At 60.6% G+C, this 14,241-nt stretch carries 13 protein-coding genes; 8 read left to right on the forward strand and 5 right to left on the reverse strand.

Annotated features, from left to right (window positions below):
- Nucleotides 1-2 precede the first annotated feature (2 nt).
- Nucleotides 3-1,097 carry an LPS export ABC transporter permease LptG gene (lptG, locus tag ACK4FK_RS08195; protein WP_409743715.1) on the reverse strand — a complete coding sequence of 365 codons (1,095 nt, stop codon included), beginning with the start codon at nucleotides 1,095-1,097 and terminating at the stop codon, nucleotides 3-5.
- The gene (lptF, locus tag ACK4FK_RS08200) at nucleotides 1,097-2,203 is read right to left on the reverse strand and encodes an LPS export ABC transporter permease LptF (RefSeq protein ID WP_409743718.1); all 1,107 of its coding nucleotides are present in this window, start codon (nucleotides 2,201-2,203) and stop codon (nucleotides 1,097-1,099) included. The genes lptG and lptF overlap by 1 nt, the downstream gene beginning before the upstream one ends.
- 175 nt (nucleotides 2,204-2,378) lie before the next feature.
- On the opposite strand from lptF, the gene ACK4FK_RS08205 reads away from it, so the two are divergent.
- Together ACK4FK_RS08205 and ACK4FK_RS08210 are read left to right on the forward strand one after the other, a co-directional pair.
- A complete protein-coding gene (locus tag ACK4FK_RS08205; protein WP_409743721.1) occupies nucleotides 2,379-3,881 on the forward strand; it encodes a leucyl aminopeptidase in 1,503 nt (500 codons plus the stop codon).
- 10 nt (nucleotides 3,882-3,891) lie between these two features.
- Nucleotides 3,892-4,347, forward strand: a complete 456-nt coding sequence (locus tag ACK4FK_RS08210; protein ID WP_409743724.1) for a DNA polymerase III subunit chi — start codon at nucleotides 3,892-3,894, stop codon at nucleotides 4,345-4,347.
- A gap of 93 nt (nucleotides 4,348-4,440) precedes the next feature.
- Here ACK4FK_RS08210 and ACK4FK_RS08215 read toward each other — a convergent pair whose 3' ends face one another.
- Nucleotides 4,441-6,369 (reverse strand): ABC-F family ATP-binding cassette domain-containing protein, encoded by a 1,929-nt coding sequence (locus tag ACK4FK_RS08215; protein ID WP_409743727.1) that lies wholly within the window; start codon nucleotides 6,367-6,369, stop codon nucleotides 4,441-4,443.
- Between the two features lie 141 nt (nucleotides 6,370-6,510).
- Here ACK4FK_RS08215 and ndk point away from each other — a divergent pair, with 141 nt between their 5' ends.
- The 4 genes from ndk to ACK4FK_RS08235 all read left to right on the forward strand — a co-directional run bounded on the left by ndk (nucleotide 6,511) and on the right by ACK4FK_RS08235 (nucleotide 10,213).
- Complete coding sequence (ndk, locus tag ACK4FK_RS08220) at nucleotides 6,511-6,933, forward strand: nucleoside-diphosphate kinase (protein WP_374304464.1); 423 nt, start codon at nucleotides 6,511-6,513, stop codon at nucleotides 6,931-6,933.
- Nucleotides 6,934-7,495: 562 nt separating this feature from the next.
- The gene (locus tag ACK4FK_RS08225) at nucleotides 7,496-8,383 is read left to right on the forward strand and encodes a nucleoside triphosphate pyrophosphohydrolase family protein (protein WP_409743730.1); all 888 of its coding nucleotides are present in this window, start codon (nucleotides 7,496-7,498) and stop codon (nucleotides 8,381-8,383) included.
- A 37-nt stretch (nucleotides 8,384-8,420) separates the two neighbouring features.
- The gene (locus ACK4FK_RS08230) at nucleotides 8,421-9,110 is read left to right on the forward strand and encodes a hypothetical protein (RefSeq protein WP_409743733.1); all 690 of its coding nucleotides are present in this window, start codon (nucleotides 8,421-8,423) and stop codon (nucleotides 9,108-9,110) included.
- 80 nt (nucleotides 9,111-9,190) lie between these two features.
- A complete protein-coding gene (locus ACK4FK_RS08235) occupies nucleotides 9,191-10,213 on the forward strand; it encodes a uracil-DNA glycosylase (RefSeq protein ID WP_409743735.1) in 1,023 nt (340 codons plus the stop codon).
- Nucleotides 10,214-10,276: 63 nt separating this feature from the next.
- Here ACK4FK_RS08235 and purN read toward each other — a convergent pair whose 3' ends face one another.
- Nucleotides 10,277-10,891: a phosphoribosylglycinamide formyltransferase gene (gene purN, locus ACK4FK_RS08240; protein ID WP_409743738.1), complete on the reverse strand. Its 615-nt coding sequence runs from the start codon at nucleotides 10,889-10,891 to the stop codon at nucleotides 10,277-10,279.
- Nucleotides 10,892-10,898: 7 nt separating this feature from the next.
- Nucleotides 10,899-11,978, reverse strand: coding sequence for a phosphoribosylformylglycinamidine cyclo-ligase (purM, locus tag ACK4FK_RS08245; RefSeq protein ID WP_409743741.1), 1,080 nt, complete (start codon nucleotides 11,976-11,978; stop codon nucleotides 10,899-10,901).
- A 168-nt stretch (nucleotides 11,979-12,146) separates the two neighbouring features.
- Between purM and ACK4FK_RS08250 the strand changes: the two genes are divergently transcribed.
- Together ACK4FK_RS08250 and ACK4FK_RS08255 are read left to right on the forward strand one after the other, a co-directional pair.
- Entirely contained in the window at nucleotides 12,147-13,166 is a 1,020-nt protein-coding gene (locus ACK4FK_RS08250) for a DUF2066 domain-containing protein (RefSeq protein ID WP_409743744.1), read from the forward strand.
- Nucleotides 13,163-14,239, forward strand: a complete 1,077-nt coding sequence (locus tag ACK4FK_RS08255) for an AI-2E family transporter (protein ID WP_409743747.1) — start codon at nucleotides 13,163-13,165, stop codon at nucleotides 14,237-14,239. The genes ACK4FK_RS08250 and ACK4FK_RS08255 overlap by 4 nt, the downstream gene beginning before the upstream one ends.
- Nucleotides 14,240-14,241: the final 2 nt, after the last annotated feature.

Genomic DNA, 14,241 nt, shown 5'->3' on the forward strand with positions numbered 1-14,241 from the left:
GGTCAACCATCCTCCAGATGGAAAAGCAGGGAAATGCCAAGCATGACAAAAACCGAGGTGGGCGCCCACGCGGCAAGAAAGGCGGGCAGCGTGCCATTCAGTCCGAATGGCTGAATCAACTCGATGCTAAGGTAAAGCAGAAATCCGGCGCCGACCCCACCTGCCAGCATCAGACCGATTCCGCCACGGCGGGTCAGACGCAGGCTGAAGCTGGCAGCGATCAGCAACATCGCGCAGAGCAGGATGGGCGAGGCCAGCAGGCCGTAATAATACAGGCGGTGTTTGACGGCGGAGAAGCCGGCGTTTTCAAGGGTGGCGATGAACTGCGGCAATTCCCAGAACGAGACCGTGCTGGGTGAGGCAAAGCTTTCCTGAATCCGGTCGAATGTTAAGGAGGTCGGCACCGCAAGCCGTTCGTGGCGTTCGGCGGGTTTGTCCGGATGACTGATAATTGCATTCTCCAGAAGCCACTGGCCGTCCTGCAGCAGGGCAGACGAAGCATCGATGCGTTTTACAAAAACATCCTTGCCTTCATAGTAGAAAAGGATCGCATCGCGCAGTTCTATGCCCTGCTGGGCGACCCGCAGGGCGTGAACCACTATCTGTCCGGTTGCGTCGGCTTCGCGCAGCCACAATCCACCCGGAGAAACAGCCAGCATGCTGCTGCGGCCGCGCATGACTTTCGCTTCGATGGCCTCGTAGCGCGCCAGCATGGCCGCGCTCAAAGGGTTGTAGACGGTCACCAGGAAGGTGCCGAGCAGGAAGGCCAGCGCAAGTCCGGGAAACAGGAACTGCCATACCGACACGCCGGCCGCGCGACTGACCGTCAGTTCCTGGGAACGGGTCAGGCGGCTGAGCGCCAGCATGCTGCCGAACAGGACGGCAAACGGGAAAAGCTTGGTCATCAGCGTCGGCAGCTTGAGCAGCGACAACTGCAGGACCAGATCGAGCGTGGCATCCGCGCGCCCGCTGGCGCGGCGCAGCAGTTCCACGGTGTCGAAGCTATAGGCCAGAACGGCAAGGACAATCAGTACCGTCAGGATTCCGAACAGAAACTGACGGCCGAAATAGAGGGATAGCGTCAGGGATGTCCGCATCAGGCCGCCTGTATCCTGGTGCGCAGGGCTGGCTCGCGCAGCATGAAGATCGCAGCGGCCAGGAATGCCAGTGGAGTCAGATACAGCAGCGGGATGAGGATGATCGATTTGGCTGCCAGATGGGAAACGCCCAGGCTGAGGATCTGCAGCACGATGGCAATCGCGCCGCCAACGATCAGCCTTTGCCCCTGGCCGCGCCGGTTGAATTCTCCGCCGATCACGCTGGCGATCGCAATCAGGATCAGGGCTGGGGCGTAGAGCGGGGTAACCAGGCGACGATGTCCCTCGACGATCAGCTTGTTGTAGTTCCTGACGTCATCCGGATTCTGCATGTCGGGATTGAAGAGCTCACTCAGAAAGCGTTCGGATGGTTCGCGCCAGATCTGCCCCTCTTTCTGCGAATAGGAGTCCAAGTCCAGGCTGTAATTGTCGAAATACAGCAGCGACAACGATTTGCGTTCTGCGTCGATTTGCTGGCGATTGCCGTTCACCATGTAGAGCCGGGGCCCCTGAGGCGTGCGCAGCAGAGTGGCTTTCTCGGCCATCATGGTGATCGGTTGAACGCCGTTGCGGTTGTCATGCACCAGAACGCCCTGCATGTCGCCATTGGCATCGCGTTCCCGGATATAGACGGTCAGTTTATCCGTCGGGGTGTTGAAAACACCCTCCAGCAGAACCATGCCGGCCAGGTCATTGCGGAATTCGTATTGCGTAGTTCGCAGCGTGCGGGAACCCAACGGCATGAGATAGAGCGTGATGGCATACATGATCGCCATGATGATCATGGCAATGTAGATGGCCGGGCGGGCCAGCGCGATCCTGCTGAAACCCGTGGACGACAGCACGACGATCTCGGAATCGCTCGCCAGCCTGTTGAAGGCATAGAGCGCGGCGCAGAAGGCGGCGATCGGCAGGATGATCGCGACCACGCTCGGCAGCACCAGCAGGGTCAGATAGAGGAAATCAAGGAAGGCGAGATTGTTGTTGACGATGCGGTCGATGAAACGAAGCGCCTGGGTCAGCCAGATCACCCCGGTGAGGGTGAGGGTGGCGAAAACCAGCGGCCAGGCGATCTGGCGCATGATATAGGTGGTGACCCCGCGCATGGCGGGCAGTATACCGATTCCGCCCCCGGTCGCCACCGCTGCGAAACGAAAAGAAAGGCTTGGGCGGCAACGAAGAATCGGCGATTCGCCGCGGCCGCCGATTGATCCCCGGTCGGGCCGGCCGCTATAGTGCCGGGATGGTTTTTTCAGCCTTTTTCAGCCGGATCGGAGCGCCATGAAAATCGAGATTGTCGAAGCCAAAACCCCCAAGCGCGGCAGCCTGGTCATCGTCGTGGGCGAGGGCGGGCATCTGGGCACATTCGGCCTTGGCCTCGACAAGCAGTTGGGTGGGGCGCTCGCCCGGGCCATGAAGGCCGCGCCGCGGTTCACCGGCGGCAAGGGCCAGTGGCTGGAGGTCGTGTCGCCCGGGGGTGGCCTGTCCCGCGTGCTGCTGGCCGGCCTGGGCAAGGCCCCGGACGTCAAGGCTGCCGCCTACGAGGCCATCGGTGGCGAGGCCGTGCGCCGGCTGGCCACCACCGGCGAGAGCGATCTGGCCATTGCGGCCGAGGTGCTGAAGGCCACGGTGCTGCCGGCCGCGGAGGCGGCGGCGCGCGCCGCCCTGGGTGCCCGGCTGGGCGGCTACCGGTTCGACAAATACCGCACCAAGATGAAGGATCGAGAGAAGCCGTCGCTGAAGGCCGTCAGCGTGCTGACCGGCGCGGTTCCAGCGGCCAAGAAGCTCTACCAGCCGCTCGACAAGCTGGCCGATGGCGTGACCCTGACCCGCAATCTGGTCACCGAGCCCGCCAATGTAATCTACCCCGCCAGCCTGGCCGCCGAATGCCGCAAATTGGCTCGCCTAGGCGTGAAGGTCGAGGTGCTGGGCGAACGCGAGATGAAGAAGCTGGGCATGGGCGCGCTGCTGGGCGTGGGCCAGGGCTCTGACCGCGAATCGCAGCTGGTCGTGATGCAGTGGAATGGCGGCAAGAAGGGCGCCAAGCCGGTCTCCTTCGTGGGCAAGGGTGTCTGTTTTGATACCGGCGGCATCTCGCTCAAGCCCGCGGCCGGCATGGAAGAGATGAAATGGGACATGGGCGGCGCCGGCGCGGTGATCGGCGCCATGGCCGCCATCGCCGGCCGCAAGGCGAAGGCCAACGTAGTCGGCGTGGTGGCGCTGGTGGAAAACATGCCCTCGGGCAAGGCGCAGCGGCCGGGCGACATCGTCACCTCGATGTCGGGCCAGACCATCGAGGTGCTGAACACCGACGCCGAAGGCCGTCTGATCCTGTGCGACGCCATGTGGTACACCCAGCAGCGTTTCAAGCCGCAGCTGATGGTCGATCTCGCCACACTGACCGGCGCGATCATCATCTCGCTCGGCCACGAGCATGCCGGCCTGTTCTCGAACAACGACAAGCTCTCCGAGCAGCTCACCAATGCCGGCAAGGCCGAGGACGAGCTGCTCTGGCGCATGCCGCTGTCGGAGGCCTATGACGAGGGCCTGAAATCGCCCATCGCCGACATGCAGAACATCGCCGGCCCCGGCTTCGGCGCCGGCTCGATCACGGCGGCGCAGTTCCTGCAGCGCTTCGTGGTGGACAAGACCCCCTGGGCGCATCTCGACATCGCCGGCACCGCCTGGAGCAAGAAGGACAAGCCGACTGTGCCCAAGGGCGCGACCGGCTTTGGCGTGCGCGTGCTGAACCGCCTGGTGGCGGATTACTACGAAGACAAGTAATCCAAGCCAGATGGCCGAGCTGCTGTTCTACCATCTGACCCGGCGGCGCCTGGAACAGGTGCTGCCGGAGCTGCTGGAGAAAACGCTGCAGCGCGGCTGGAAAGCCGTCGTGAAGGGCGGCTCGGAGGAGCGCATCCAGCAGCTCAACGGCGATCTGTGGACCTATGGCCGGGCCAGCTTCCTGCCGCACGGCGTGAAGGCCGATGGCTTTGCCGACAAGCAGCCGGTCTATCTGACCACCGCGGACGAGCGCCCCAACAACGCCGACGTGCTGTTCCTGGTCGACGGCGCCGATGCCGGGGACGTTTCGGCCTATGCCCGTGTCTGCGACCTGTTCGACGGCAACGATGAGGTCGCCGTGGAGAGCGCGCGCCAGCGCTGGAAACGCGCGAAAGACGCCGGCCACACCCTGACCTATTGGCAGCAGAGCGAGACCGGCGGCTGGGTCAAGAAGGCCGAGGGGTGAGTTAAGGCGTGGATGGCCGGGTCAAGCCCGGCCATGACACTCAAATATAATCGTCATGCCCGGGCTTGGCCCGGGCATCCACGAGTTTCTTTTTTACGCCGCCTCGCCCTGGGCTTCTTCCAGTTTGGCCTGTGCCTCAAGCCAGGCTTCCTCGGCTTCTTCGAGCTTCTTCACCACCTCGCCATGCTGCTTCTGCAACTCGGCCTGCTTGGCCGGCGGCATCTTCGTGTAGGTGTCGGGGTCGGCCAGCGTGGCGTCCAGCCGCATCTTTTCGGCGTTGAGTTTCGCCATCGCCTTTTCCGCGTTCTGCACGGCGATGCGCAAGGGCGCGAGCGCCTGGCGCGCGGCGGCCGCGGCCTTGCGGTCGGCCTTGCGGTCGACGGAGGAGGCATCGGTGCTCGCCGCCCCGCCGCCTTTCAGCTTCACCGTGGCTGCGGCCCGGCGCTTGTCGGCCAGGTATTTGGCGTAATCGTCGAGATCGCCGTCGAAATCCTTCACGCCGCCATCGGCCACCAGCCAGAAGCGGTCGGCGCAGGCCTCGGCCATGTGGCGATCATGGCTGACGAGAATCACGGCACCCTTGTATTCGTTCACCGCCTGCACCAGTGCGTCGCGCGTATCCATGTCGAGATGGTTGGTCGGCTCGTCGAGGATCAGCAGGTGTGGTGCATGATGCGTGACCATGGCAAACAGCAGGCGCGCGCGTTCGCCGCCCGATAGCTTGCCCGCCACCGTCTGCGCCTTTTCGCGGGTCAGGCCGAAGCTGCCCAGCCGCGTGCGCAACTGTTCCACCGTGGCGGTCTTCATCAGGTCCTGCAGATGCTCGACCGGCGTGCGGTTTTCGTCCAGCACGTCGTCCTGGTCCTGGGCGAAATAGCCGATGCGCAGTTTGCCCGAGCGCTGCAGCTTGCCGCCCTGGGGCTTGAGCGTGCCGGCCAGGATTTTCGCCAGCGTGGACTTGCCGTTGCCGTTGGCGCCCAGCATGGCGATGCGGTCTTCCATGTCGATGCGCAGGTCGATGTTGCGCAACACCGGCTTGTCGGGCGTGTAGCCGGCGGTGAGGTGATCCAGCACGATCAGCGGCGGCGGCAGTTCTTCCGGATCGGGCAGGCGGAAGATCACGCTGGGATCTTCCACGGCGGCCGCGATGGGCTGCATCTTGGCCAGCATCTTCAGGCGGCTCTGGGCCTGGCGTGCCTTGGACGCGGAAGCCCGGAAACGCGCGACGAATTCCTCCATATGCTTGCGCTGCTCGGCCTGGCGCTGGGCGAAGGCCGTCTGCTGCTCCATGCGCAGGCGGCGTTCGGTCTCGAAGGTGTCGTAATTGCCGCGATAGAGCACAAGCTTGGTGTTGTCGATATGCAGGATGTGCTCGATGGCGGAATTGAGGAAATGCCGGTCGTGGCTGATCAGCAGGAACGTGCGCGGATAGGTCTTCAGATAACCTTCCAGCCACAGCGAGGCTTCGAGGTCGAGGTGGTTGGTCGGCTCGTCCAGCAGCAGCAGATCGGGTTCGGCGAACAGGCAGCCAGCCAAAGCCACGCGCATGCGCCAGCCGCCCGAGAAGGAACTCAGCGGCCGGTTCTGCATCGCCTCGTCGAAGCCAAGGCCGGCCAGGATCACGGCGGCGCGGGCCGGCGCGCTATGGGCGTCGATCTCGGCCAGGCGCATGTGGACTGCGGCGATGCGCTCGGCATCCTCCATGCTGGAGGAGTCTTCCAGCGCCTCGGCCTCGATCAGCAGGGCCTCGCGTTCGGTGTCGGCGGCCAGCACATATTGGATCGGCGTCTGCTCGCCGTCGGGCGGTTCCTGCGGCAACTTGGCGATCTTGCAGTCGTTGGGCAGCTCGACGCCGCCGGTCTCGGTCTGCAGCTCGCCGCAGATGATCTTGAACAGCGTCGATTTGCCGGTGCCGTTGCGGCCGACCAGGCCCACCTTGTGCCCGGCCGGGATGGTGGCCGACACATGGTCGAGCAGCACACGGCCGGCAATCCGGTAGGTCAGGTCGCGAAAAGAGAGCATTTTTAAGGACTTAAATAAGGGGCCGGGGCAGTGCGGCCGGGTTTTGCACAGGCCGCGACGGTTGCGGGCTTCAGGCGGAGCCTCTATATACCCGCCACCGAATTTTAGCCAAGACCCACAAGACCCAAAGGACGGACCTTCATGGCGCTCGAACGCACCTTTTCGATCATCAAGCCGGACGCGACCCGCCGCAACCTGACCGGCGCGATCAATGCCAAGATCGAGGCCGCCGGCCTGCGCATCGTGGCGCAGAAGCGCATCTGGATGAGCCAGAAGCAGGCCGAGACCTTCTACGGCGTGCATGCCGCGCGCCCCTTCTTCAAGGACCTGGTCAGCTTCATGATCTCGGGCCCCGTTGTGGTGCAGGTGCTGGAAGGCGAGAACGCCATCGCCAAGTACCGCGACGTGATGGGCGCCACCAACCCGGCCAATGCGGCCCCGGGCACCATCCGCAAGGAATTCGCCGAGAGCATCGAAGCCAACTCGGTGCACGGCTCGGACGCACCGGAAACGGCGGCCGTGGAAATCGCCTATTTCTTCTCGGGCACCGAAATCGTCGGCTGACATAAAGCTTTCAGTCTCCGGACTGAGCGAACGAGGGCCCGGCAGTGATGCCGGGCCTTTTGTTTTGCGGCCACGATGCCGCCCAACACTCGTCATGCCCGGGCTTGACCCGGGCATCCACGTCTTAATCGCTTCGTTTGATTTCGTTCGTGTTCGTTTGCGTTCGTTACGGTTCGTTTTGCTTCGTTTGTGTTCGTTATGCTTCGTCAGTGTTCGTTTCTGCTCGTTACGCTTCGTTTGTGTTCGTTTGGGCTATCGCCGCATATCGTCACTTATCGCCGCTTATCTCGGCCTGTCGGCATCCATCGCCGCTTAAAAACACGTATCGCGCGCTATCGCCGGCCACCGTCGGACGGCCACGCATATCTACGTATTCACGATTTCCAATGAAGATATCGTATAAGAACAAAAGTAGAATTATATCTAATTCTGGCCAGAGGTCAATAGCAGACAATTGTATGCGCTGAGTTGATCTGCAGCGGAGCGGATCATTTGAATAAAAATTTCCACTTTTAGGTGAGAGGAGCTCTGCGTAGCATTTAATAAACACTAGGGGGCGGACATGGAATTTGGAGAATATCAAGCTGAACAACATGAAACTGACGATACCAAAAAACCCGAAACCTCAGTCTATGGGTTAGCAAGCGAAATTGGTGAGGTGCTCAGTCTTTGGAAGAAAAAAACTACGGGCTCAATGAATGAAAAGGTATTCCGTGATGCTTTGGAAATCGAATTAGGTGATGTGCTTTGGTATTTGAGCAGCGTGGCGCAACTTCACCAACTTACACTGGAAGGAATTGCACAACGTAATATCCGTAAGGCTAAGGGTCTGCATGCCGAAGGGCATAATAAATTTTTCGATGAAGCAGATCCAAAGGATGAACAATTGCCTCGGGTGTTTTTCGTAGATTTTTATGAAAAGACACTGCCATCCGAAGACGGGGGGGCGGGTAGGACGATAGTCAAAATGGCCATTAGCGGAATTACTATCGGCGACACACTCACTGATAATTCTAATCGCAAGGATGGGTATCGTTATCATGATGCATTCCACCTCGCCTATGCAGCAGTGCTGGGGTGGTCGCCAGTTATTCGGGCACTTCTAAGTAGAAAGCGAAAGAGTGATAAATTAAAGGATGAAATAGAAGATGGCGCGCGAGCAATAATCGCGGAAGAGGCCGTCTCTTTGTATGTGTTTAACCACAAAGAGCATTATGATGATTTTAAAACCGTGGATGTTATCGATTTGAGTCTGCTTAAAAGAGTTATGGAGATGGTTCAGAACTTAGAGGTTCGTGAGCGGACTGCTAAACAATGGCGACAGGCAATATTCCAAGGATACAAGCTATTCCATAGTCTCGTGGAAAACAGGGGAGGGCGCGTCGAAGTAAATTTAGATACGCACACAGTAAAATATGTGGGTGTTGATAAAATGGCTCCCCATCTATAAGCGGCGGCTATCGATGATAGGGCATAGAATTGAAGGTGTGTCGGCCGTGGATGCATGGAAAGCGGCCTCTCAGTTCATTCATGACAATGGAGCTCAGCACAGCTTGCTTGTTATTGTGCGGCGGCCGACGATATTCCAACGTGACTGGCTAGATTTATATTCACCGCATCACATAGACCGTGATTGTGATGATCTGTCATCAGTCGTGAAGACGGCTTTCCCGTATAAGATTGCTGCCATTCCGGGGCTTGGTCGCGCAGCGATTTATGATCGATATTTAAAAGCGAGGCGGCGATATCTAGCGCGGCCAGGGCATGCGCGTGAAGGATGGGGGACATACTTTCAAAGGCTTGTTTCTTATGGGCCAAACCATGTGAATCAGCTTGAGCGTGTCATTGAGAAAATTAATCTGTGGCCGCGTGCCGAAGCCGCTCTAGTTATGCATTTGAGCGATCCGGGGCAAGACAGCCCCCAGAGACGCGGTGGCCCTTGTTGGCAATTTGGTGAGATTATTTGGCACTTGGATGATTCTCTGGATTTAGTCGTTGTTTATAGAAATCACGATTATCTCAACAAGGCGCTAGGAAATTTTTTGGCATTAGGCATGCTTCTCGAGTTTATTGCTAATGCAACTGGAAAACGGCCGGGGAACTTGATCTGTCATTCAGTCCATGCCTATACACCGCGCAAGAATCTACTGGGAAGATTAATTGCAGTGGTGCGTTGATGTCTAAAATAGGCCTTTCATTGTCTCGGCCTTTTGATGAGTTGGTTGGTGAGGTTCAGCGATGTGATCGCTGCCCTAGAATGTCGTCTAGCCAGCGCGTTTTAGGCCATAGCTGCGGCTCTCTAAACGCTAGAATTTTATTCGTAGGGGAAGCCCCGGGGCGGTTGGGGGCTGATGGCTCATTAATTCCATTTCATGGCGATAAGTCAGGCGATAATTTTGAAGAATTGATTGCGCAAGTGGGGTTATCACGATCAGATTTGTTTATCACTAATAGCGCCTTGTGCAATCCGAGAGATGATAAAGGAAACAACGCTCCGCCGACCAAAACGGAGATTGAGAATTGCTCAAACTTCTTGAAGCGACAAATCGATATAGTCAATCCTAAGGTAGTTGTTACATTGGGTACCGTGGCGCTTGCGGCAGTGCGTTCTATCGAGAATCACAATCTAAGTTTGTCGTCTCATGTGCGCACTAAGCATCGTTGGTATGGTCGAATATTGATCCCGCTGTATCATCCTGGCCAGAGAGCAATGATACACCGTAGTTTTCATAATCAATTAAGCGACTATAAGTTTGTTCACGATATCGCTCGATCAGAAGGAAAGGCTAAGAAGAGTCTCGGTTCATCTATCCGAAACGAGAAGACGTATTGGGTTGTGAGGGAAATTCTCGATCTATCTGGTGAGTTGGGTTACTTTGCATTGCATAAAATATTCTATCTTACGGAAGTTGAATATTATCGGCGCGCAGGTACCCGCTTAACAGCTAGTTATATCATCCGCCAGAAAGATGGCCCCTATGCGGTTGATCTTCATATTCGGCAACTTATTAAAAGAGTAGGCGTGATTAAGAAGTTGGTCGGTGATCAAATTCGATTGCGAGTGGCAACTGATCTGTTCTCCCAAAAAGATGGAAATCATCTTTCATCTATTGAGCGGGAGGTAATTGGTGATTGTGTGCGGAAATATGCAAGTCTTTCTGATTTCGATCTAAAGCGGTTATCATACATGACTCGGCCAATGCGGAAAATTATGAATTACGAGCAAAAATATCGGCTAAATATGTACAATAGCCCTATCGATTTTTCTGAATTGGATTGAGACAACCTCGGTTGCGTTGCATCCCCAAGACTTTTTGCGTCAGGGGTGCATGCAAGCGGTTTGTTACCCAAGCCTTACCCTTTGCCCCTCGATCACCAGCTTCCCCTCGGCCAACAGTTTCAGCGCCTGCGGATAGAGCGCGTGTTCCTGTTCCAGCACGGCCGCCGCCACGCTTTCGGCCGTGGCATCCGGCGGCACCGGCACGGTGGCCTGCAAAATGATCGGGCCTTCGTCCATTTCCGGGCTGACGAAATGCACGGTGCAGCCGGTGACGCGCACGCCGGCGGCCACCACGCGTTCATGCACCTGCGTGCCCTTGAAGGCCGGCAGGAGGGACGGGTGGATGTTGATCATGCGGCCATACCAGGCCTGCACGAAGTCGGGCGTCAGCAGCCGCATGAAGCCGGCCAGGCAGACCAGTTCGATGCCTTTCGATTGCAGCAGGGCATGCATCTCGGCGTCAAAGGCCGCGCGTTCCTTGCCCTTGCTTTCGATCACCGCCGTTTCGATGCCGTGTTCGCGCGCGATCGCCAGGCCTTCGGCCTCGGGCTTGTTGCTCAGCACCAGGGCGATGCGGGCGGGATAATCGGCGCCGGTTTCGCTGGCCTCGATCAGGGCGCGCAGGTTGCTGCCGCGCCCGGAGATCAGCACGGCTGTTCTACGCTTCGCGGGGATCATTACAGAACTAGTTCCAGGCCGTGTCGCAGTTGCGCATGCTCACCATCGGCTCGGCGCCGCGGTCCTGCTGCGCCTCGATCACGCCGATGCGGTGCACCAGCTCGCCGGCATTTTTCAGCTTCTGCATCACGGTGTCGGCCTTTTCCTTCGCCACCACCACCACCAGGCCGATGCCGCAGTTGAAGGCGCGCGCCATCTCGGCATCCTCGATCTTCCCGGCCGATTTCAGCCAGCGGAATACCGGCGGCAGGGCCCAGCCATTGGCGTCGACGATGGCATCGGTGCCATCGGGCAGCACGCGCGGAATGTTGTCGACCAGGCCGCCGCCGGTGATATGCGCCATCGCCTTGATCAGGCCCTCGCGCACCAGCGGCATGCAACTTTTCACATAGATGCGCGTTGGCATCATGAGGATCTCGGCCAGCGGCTTCGATGTCTCGAACGGCGCGGGGGACTCAAAAGTGAGGCCATTGTCGGCGATCACCTTGCGCACCAGCGAGAAGCCATTGGAATGTACGCCCGAGGATTCGATGCCCAGCAGCACGTCGCCCGGTTTCACGTCCTTGGGAAGCAGCTTGCCGCGTTCGGCGGCGCCCACGGCAAAGCCGGCGAGGTCGTAGTCTTTCGCCGCATACATGCCGGGCATCTCGGCGGTTTCGCCCCCCGTCAGCGCGCAGCCGGCCTGGCGGCAGCCCTCGGCGATGCCGGCCACCACGCGGCGGGCGACATCCACTTCAAGTTTGCCGGTGGCGTAGTAGTCGAGGAAGAACAGCGGCTCGGCGCCCTGCACCAGGATGTCGTTCACCACCATGGCCACCAGGTCGATGCCCACGCCGTCATGCCGGCCGGTCTCGATGGCGATCTTCAGCTTGGTGCCGACGCCGTCGGTCGAGGAGACGAGGATGGGGTCGGTGAAGCCCGCGGCCTTGAGGTCGAACAGCGCACCGAAGCCGCCGAGGCTGGCATCGGCGCCCTTGCGGCGGGTGGAGGCGGCCAGCGGCTTGATGGCATCGACCAGGGCCTCGCCAGCGTCGATATCGACTCCGGCAGCCTTATAAAGCGGCGACGTGTTGATGGTGGCCTCCACGATGGGCTATGGTGGGCGGTGTGCGCTAATCGTGGCAACATACTCATTCCCCCTGTCTTTGCAATGCTCCTTCGGCGACCGCTAACGGCTTGTTTTGCTTTCATATTTAGCGCCACGCTGATCCTCGCCGCGCGGCCCGAGGCCATGGCCCAGGCCGGGACTCAAGGCATGGCCCAGGCGGCCAGGCCGGCCAACCCCTTCAGCGTCGCCGGCGTGGCCGTGGATGCCAGCGCCGAGAGCGCGGCGGCCGCCCGCCCGGTGGCCATAGCCGATGGCCAGCGCCGGGCCTTCGCCCAGCTCATGCGCCGCCTGACCTTGCCCGACGACCATGGCCGCCTGCCGCGCGCCAGCGAGGCGATCCTGAACGATGCCGTGGCCGGCTTCGGCATCGACGAGGAGCGCACCTCGGCCACGCGCTATATCGGAAAAATCACCGTGCAGTTCCGCGCCGACGCGATCCGCCGCCTGCTGCAGGAAGCGCGCATTCCGTATTCCGAGACGACCAGCCGGCCGGTGCTGGTGGTGCCGGTGTGGCAGACGGCGGAGGGCGTGCGCATCTGGGAGGCCGAGAATCCCTGGCGCGAGGCCTGGCAGCGCCGGCCGGAGACCGACAGCCTGGTGCCGCTGAGCATCGCGCCGGCCGCAGCCGAAGGCGGGCCGTCGCTGGAGCGGCTGATGAGCGGGTCGGACGACCTGCGCGCGCTGATGCGCCGGGGCAATTACGACGACGTGCTGGTGGCGACGGCGACGCTGCAGCAGGCCGATCCGGGCAATATGCGCATCGACATCTATCTGCAGCATCAGGGCCCGGCCGACTTCCTGAACAATCTCGACATGCTCACCGTCACCGGCGGCACGCTGGAGGAAACGCTGCTGACCGCGGCGCTGGACCTGACGCGTCGGATCGAGGTGCGCTGGAAATACGCCACCGTGATCGACCTGGAAAAGCAGGGCCAGCTCAGCGTGATGGCCGGCTTCGGCAGCCTGGCGGAATGGACCAGGCTGCGCGCCGCCCTGGCCGCCGTGCCGATCGTGCGCAAGGTGGACGTGCTGCAGCTCTCGCATCGCGACGCGCAGCTTCTGCTCGATTTCTACGGCGAGCCGGCGCAGCTCGGCACCGCGCTGGCGCAGCGCGACATCGTGCTGACCCAGCGCGACGGCTACTGGGAAATGCGGGGCCGCAAGTGACCCAGCGCGAACAGATGGCCGCCTGGACCGGCATTCTCATTGTCGCCGTCGCCCTGCTGATCCTGCTGGGCGACATCCTGCTGCCCTTCGTGGCCGGCATGGCGGTGGCCTATTTCCTCGACCCCGCCGCCGACTGGCTGCAGCGCCGCCGCGTGCCGCGCTGGCTGGCGACGCTGCTGATCCTGTCGCTGTTCTTCATCGCCGTGGTGCTGGTGATCCTGCTTCTGGTGCCGCTGGTGCGCGACCAGTTCGAGCGTTTTCTGATCCACCTGCCGGAATATGCCGCGCTGTTCCAGGACCGCGTATTGCCCTGGGTGATGGACTGGGCGCAGCGGCTGGGCCTCGACCTCAACATGGACCTGAAGGCGGCGCTGAACGGCAACCGCGACGAGATCATGAAGGTGCTGGGCGGCATTCTCACCGGCCTGCTGGGAGGCGGGCAGGCGGTGTTCAACCTGCTGTCGCTGATGGTGATCACGCCGGTGGTCAGCTTCTACCTGCTGCGCGACTGGGACTTGCTGGTCGCCAAGGTCGATTCCTTCCTGCCGCTGGACCATGCCGAGACGATCCGCACGCAGGCCGGCGAGATCGACAAGGTGCTGGCCGGCTTCGTGCGCGGGCAGCTGCTGGTCTGCCTGTGCCTGGCCGCCTTCTACGGCATCGGGCTCACCGCGCTCGGCCTGCAGTTCGGCCTGTTCATCGGGATTACCGCCGGGATGATCTCGTTCATCCCCTATGTCGGCACCACGCTGGGTTTCGTCGCCTCCGTGGGCGTGGCGGTGGCGCAGTACTGGGACGACCCGCTGATGATCGGCCTAGTGGCGGCGCTGTTCATCATCGGCCAGGTGGTCGAGGGCAATTTCCTGCATCCGGTGCTGATCGGCGACCGCGTCGGCCTGCATCCCGTTTGGATCATGTTCGCGCTGCTGGCCGGCGGCAGCCTGTTCGGCTTCGTCGGCATCCTGCTGGCGGTGCCGATCTTCGCGGTGATCGGCGTGCTGGCCCGCTTCGCGCTGGAACGCTATCGCGAAAGCTGGCTCTACAAGCCCGGCGCGCCGAAGAAACCCGAGTAAGC

It is taken from the genome of Ferrovibrio sp. (assembly GCF_046297895.1).
GTDB lineage: Bacteria > Pseudomonadota > Alphaproteobacteria > Ferrovibrionales > Ferrovibrionaceae > Ferrovibrio.

Coding starts and splice junctions, on each gene's coding strand:
- lptG (WP_409743715.1), bottom strand. CDS start 1,097: ATGCGGACATCCCTGACGCTATCCCTCTATTTCGGCCGTCAGTTTCTG.
- lptF (WP_409743718.1), bottom strand. CDS start 2,203: ATGCGCGGGGTCACCACCTATATCATGCGCCAGATCGCCTGGCCGCTG.
- ACK4FK_RS08205 (WP_409743721.1), top strand. CDS start 2,379: ATGAAAATCGAGATTGTCGAAGCCAAAACCCCCAAGCGCGGCAGCCTG.
- ACK4FK_RS08210 (WP_409743724.1), top strand. CDS start 3,892: ATGGCCGAGCTGCTGTTCTACCATCTGACCCGGCGGCGCCTGGAACAG.
- ACK4FK_RS08215 (WP_409743727.1), bottom strand. CDS start 6,369: ATGCTCTCTTTTCGCGACCTGACCTACCGGATTGCCGGCCGTGTGCTG.
- ndk (WP_374304464.1), top strand. CDS start 6,511: ATGGCGCTCGAACGCACCTTTTCGATCATCAAGCCGGACGCGACCCGC.
- ACK4FK_RS08225 (WP_409743730.1), top strand. CDS start 7,496: ATGGAATTTGGAGAATATCAAGCTGAACAACATGAAACTGACGATACC.
- ACK4FK_RS08235 (WP_409743735.1), top strand. CDS start 9,191: ATGTCGTCTAGCCAGCGCGTTTTAGGCCATAGCTGCGGCTCTCTAAAC.
- purN (WP_409743738.1), bottom strand. CDS start 10,891: ATGATCCCCGCGAAGCGTAGAACAGCCGTGCTGATCTCCGGGCGCGGC.
- ACK4FK_RS08250 (WP_409743744.1), top strand. CDS start 12,147: ATGGCCCAGGCGGCCAGGCCGGCCAACCCCTTCAGCGTCGCCGGCGTG.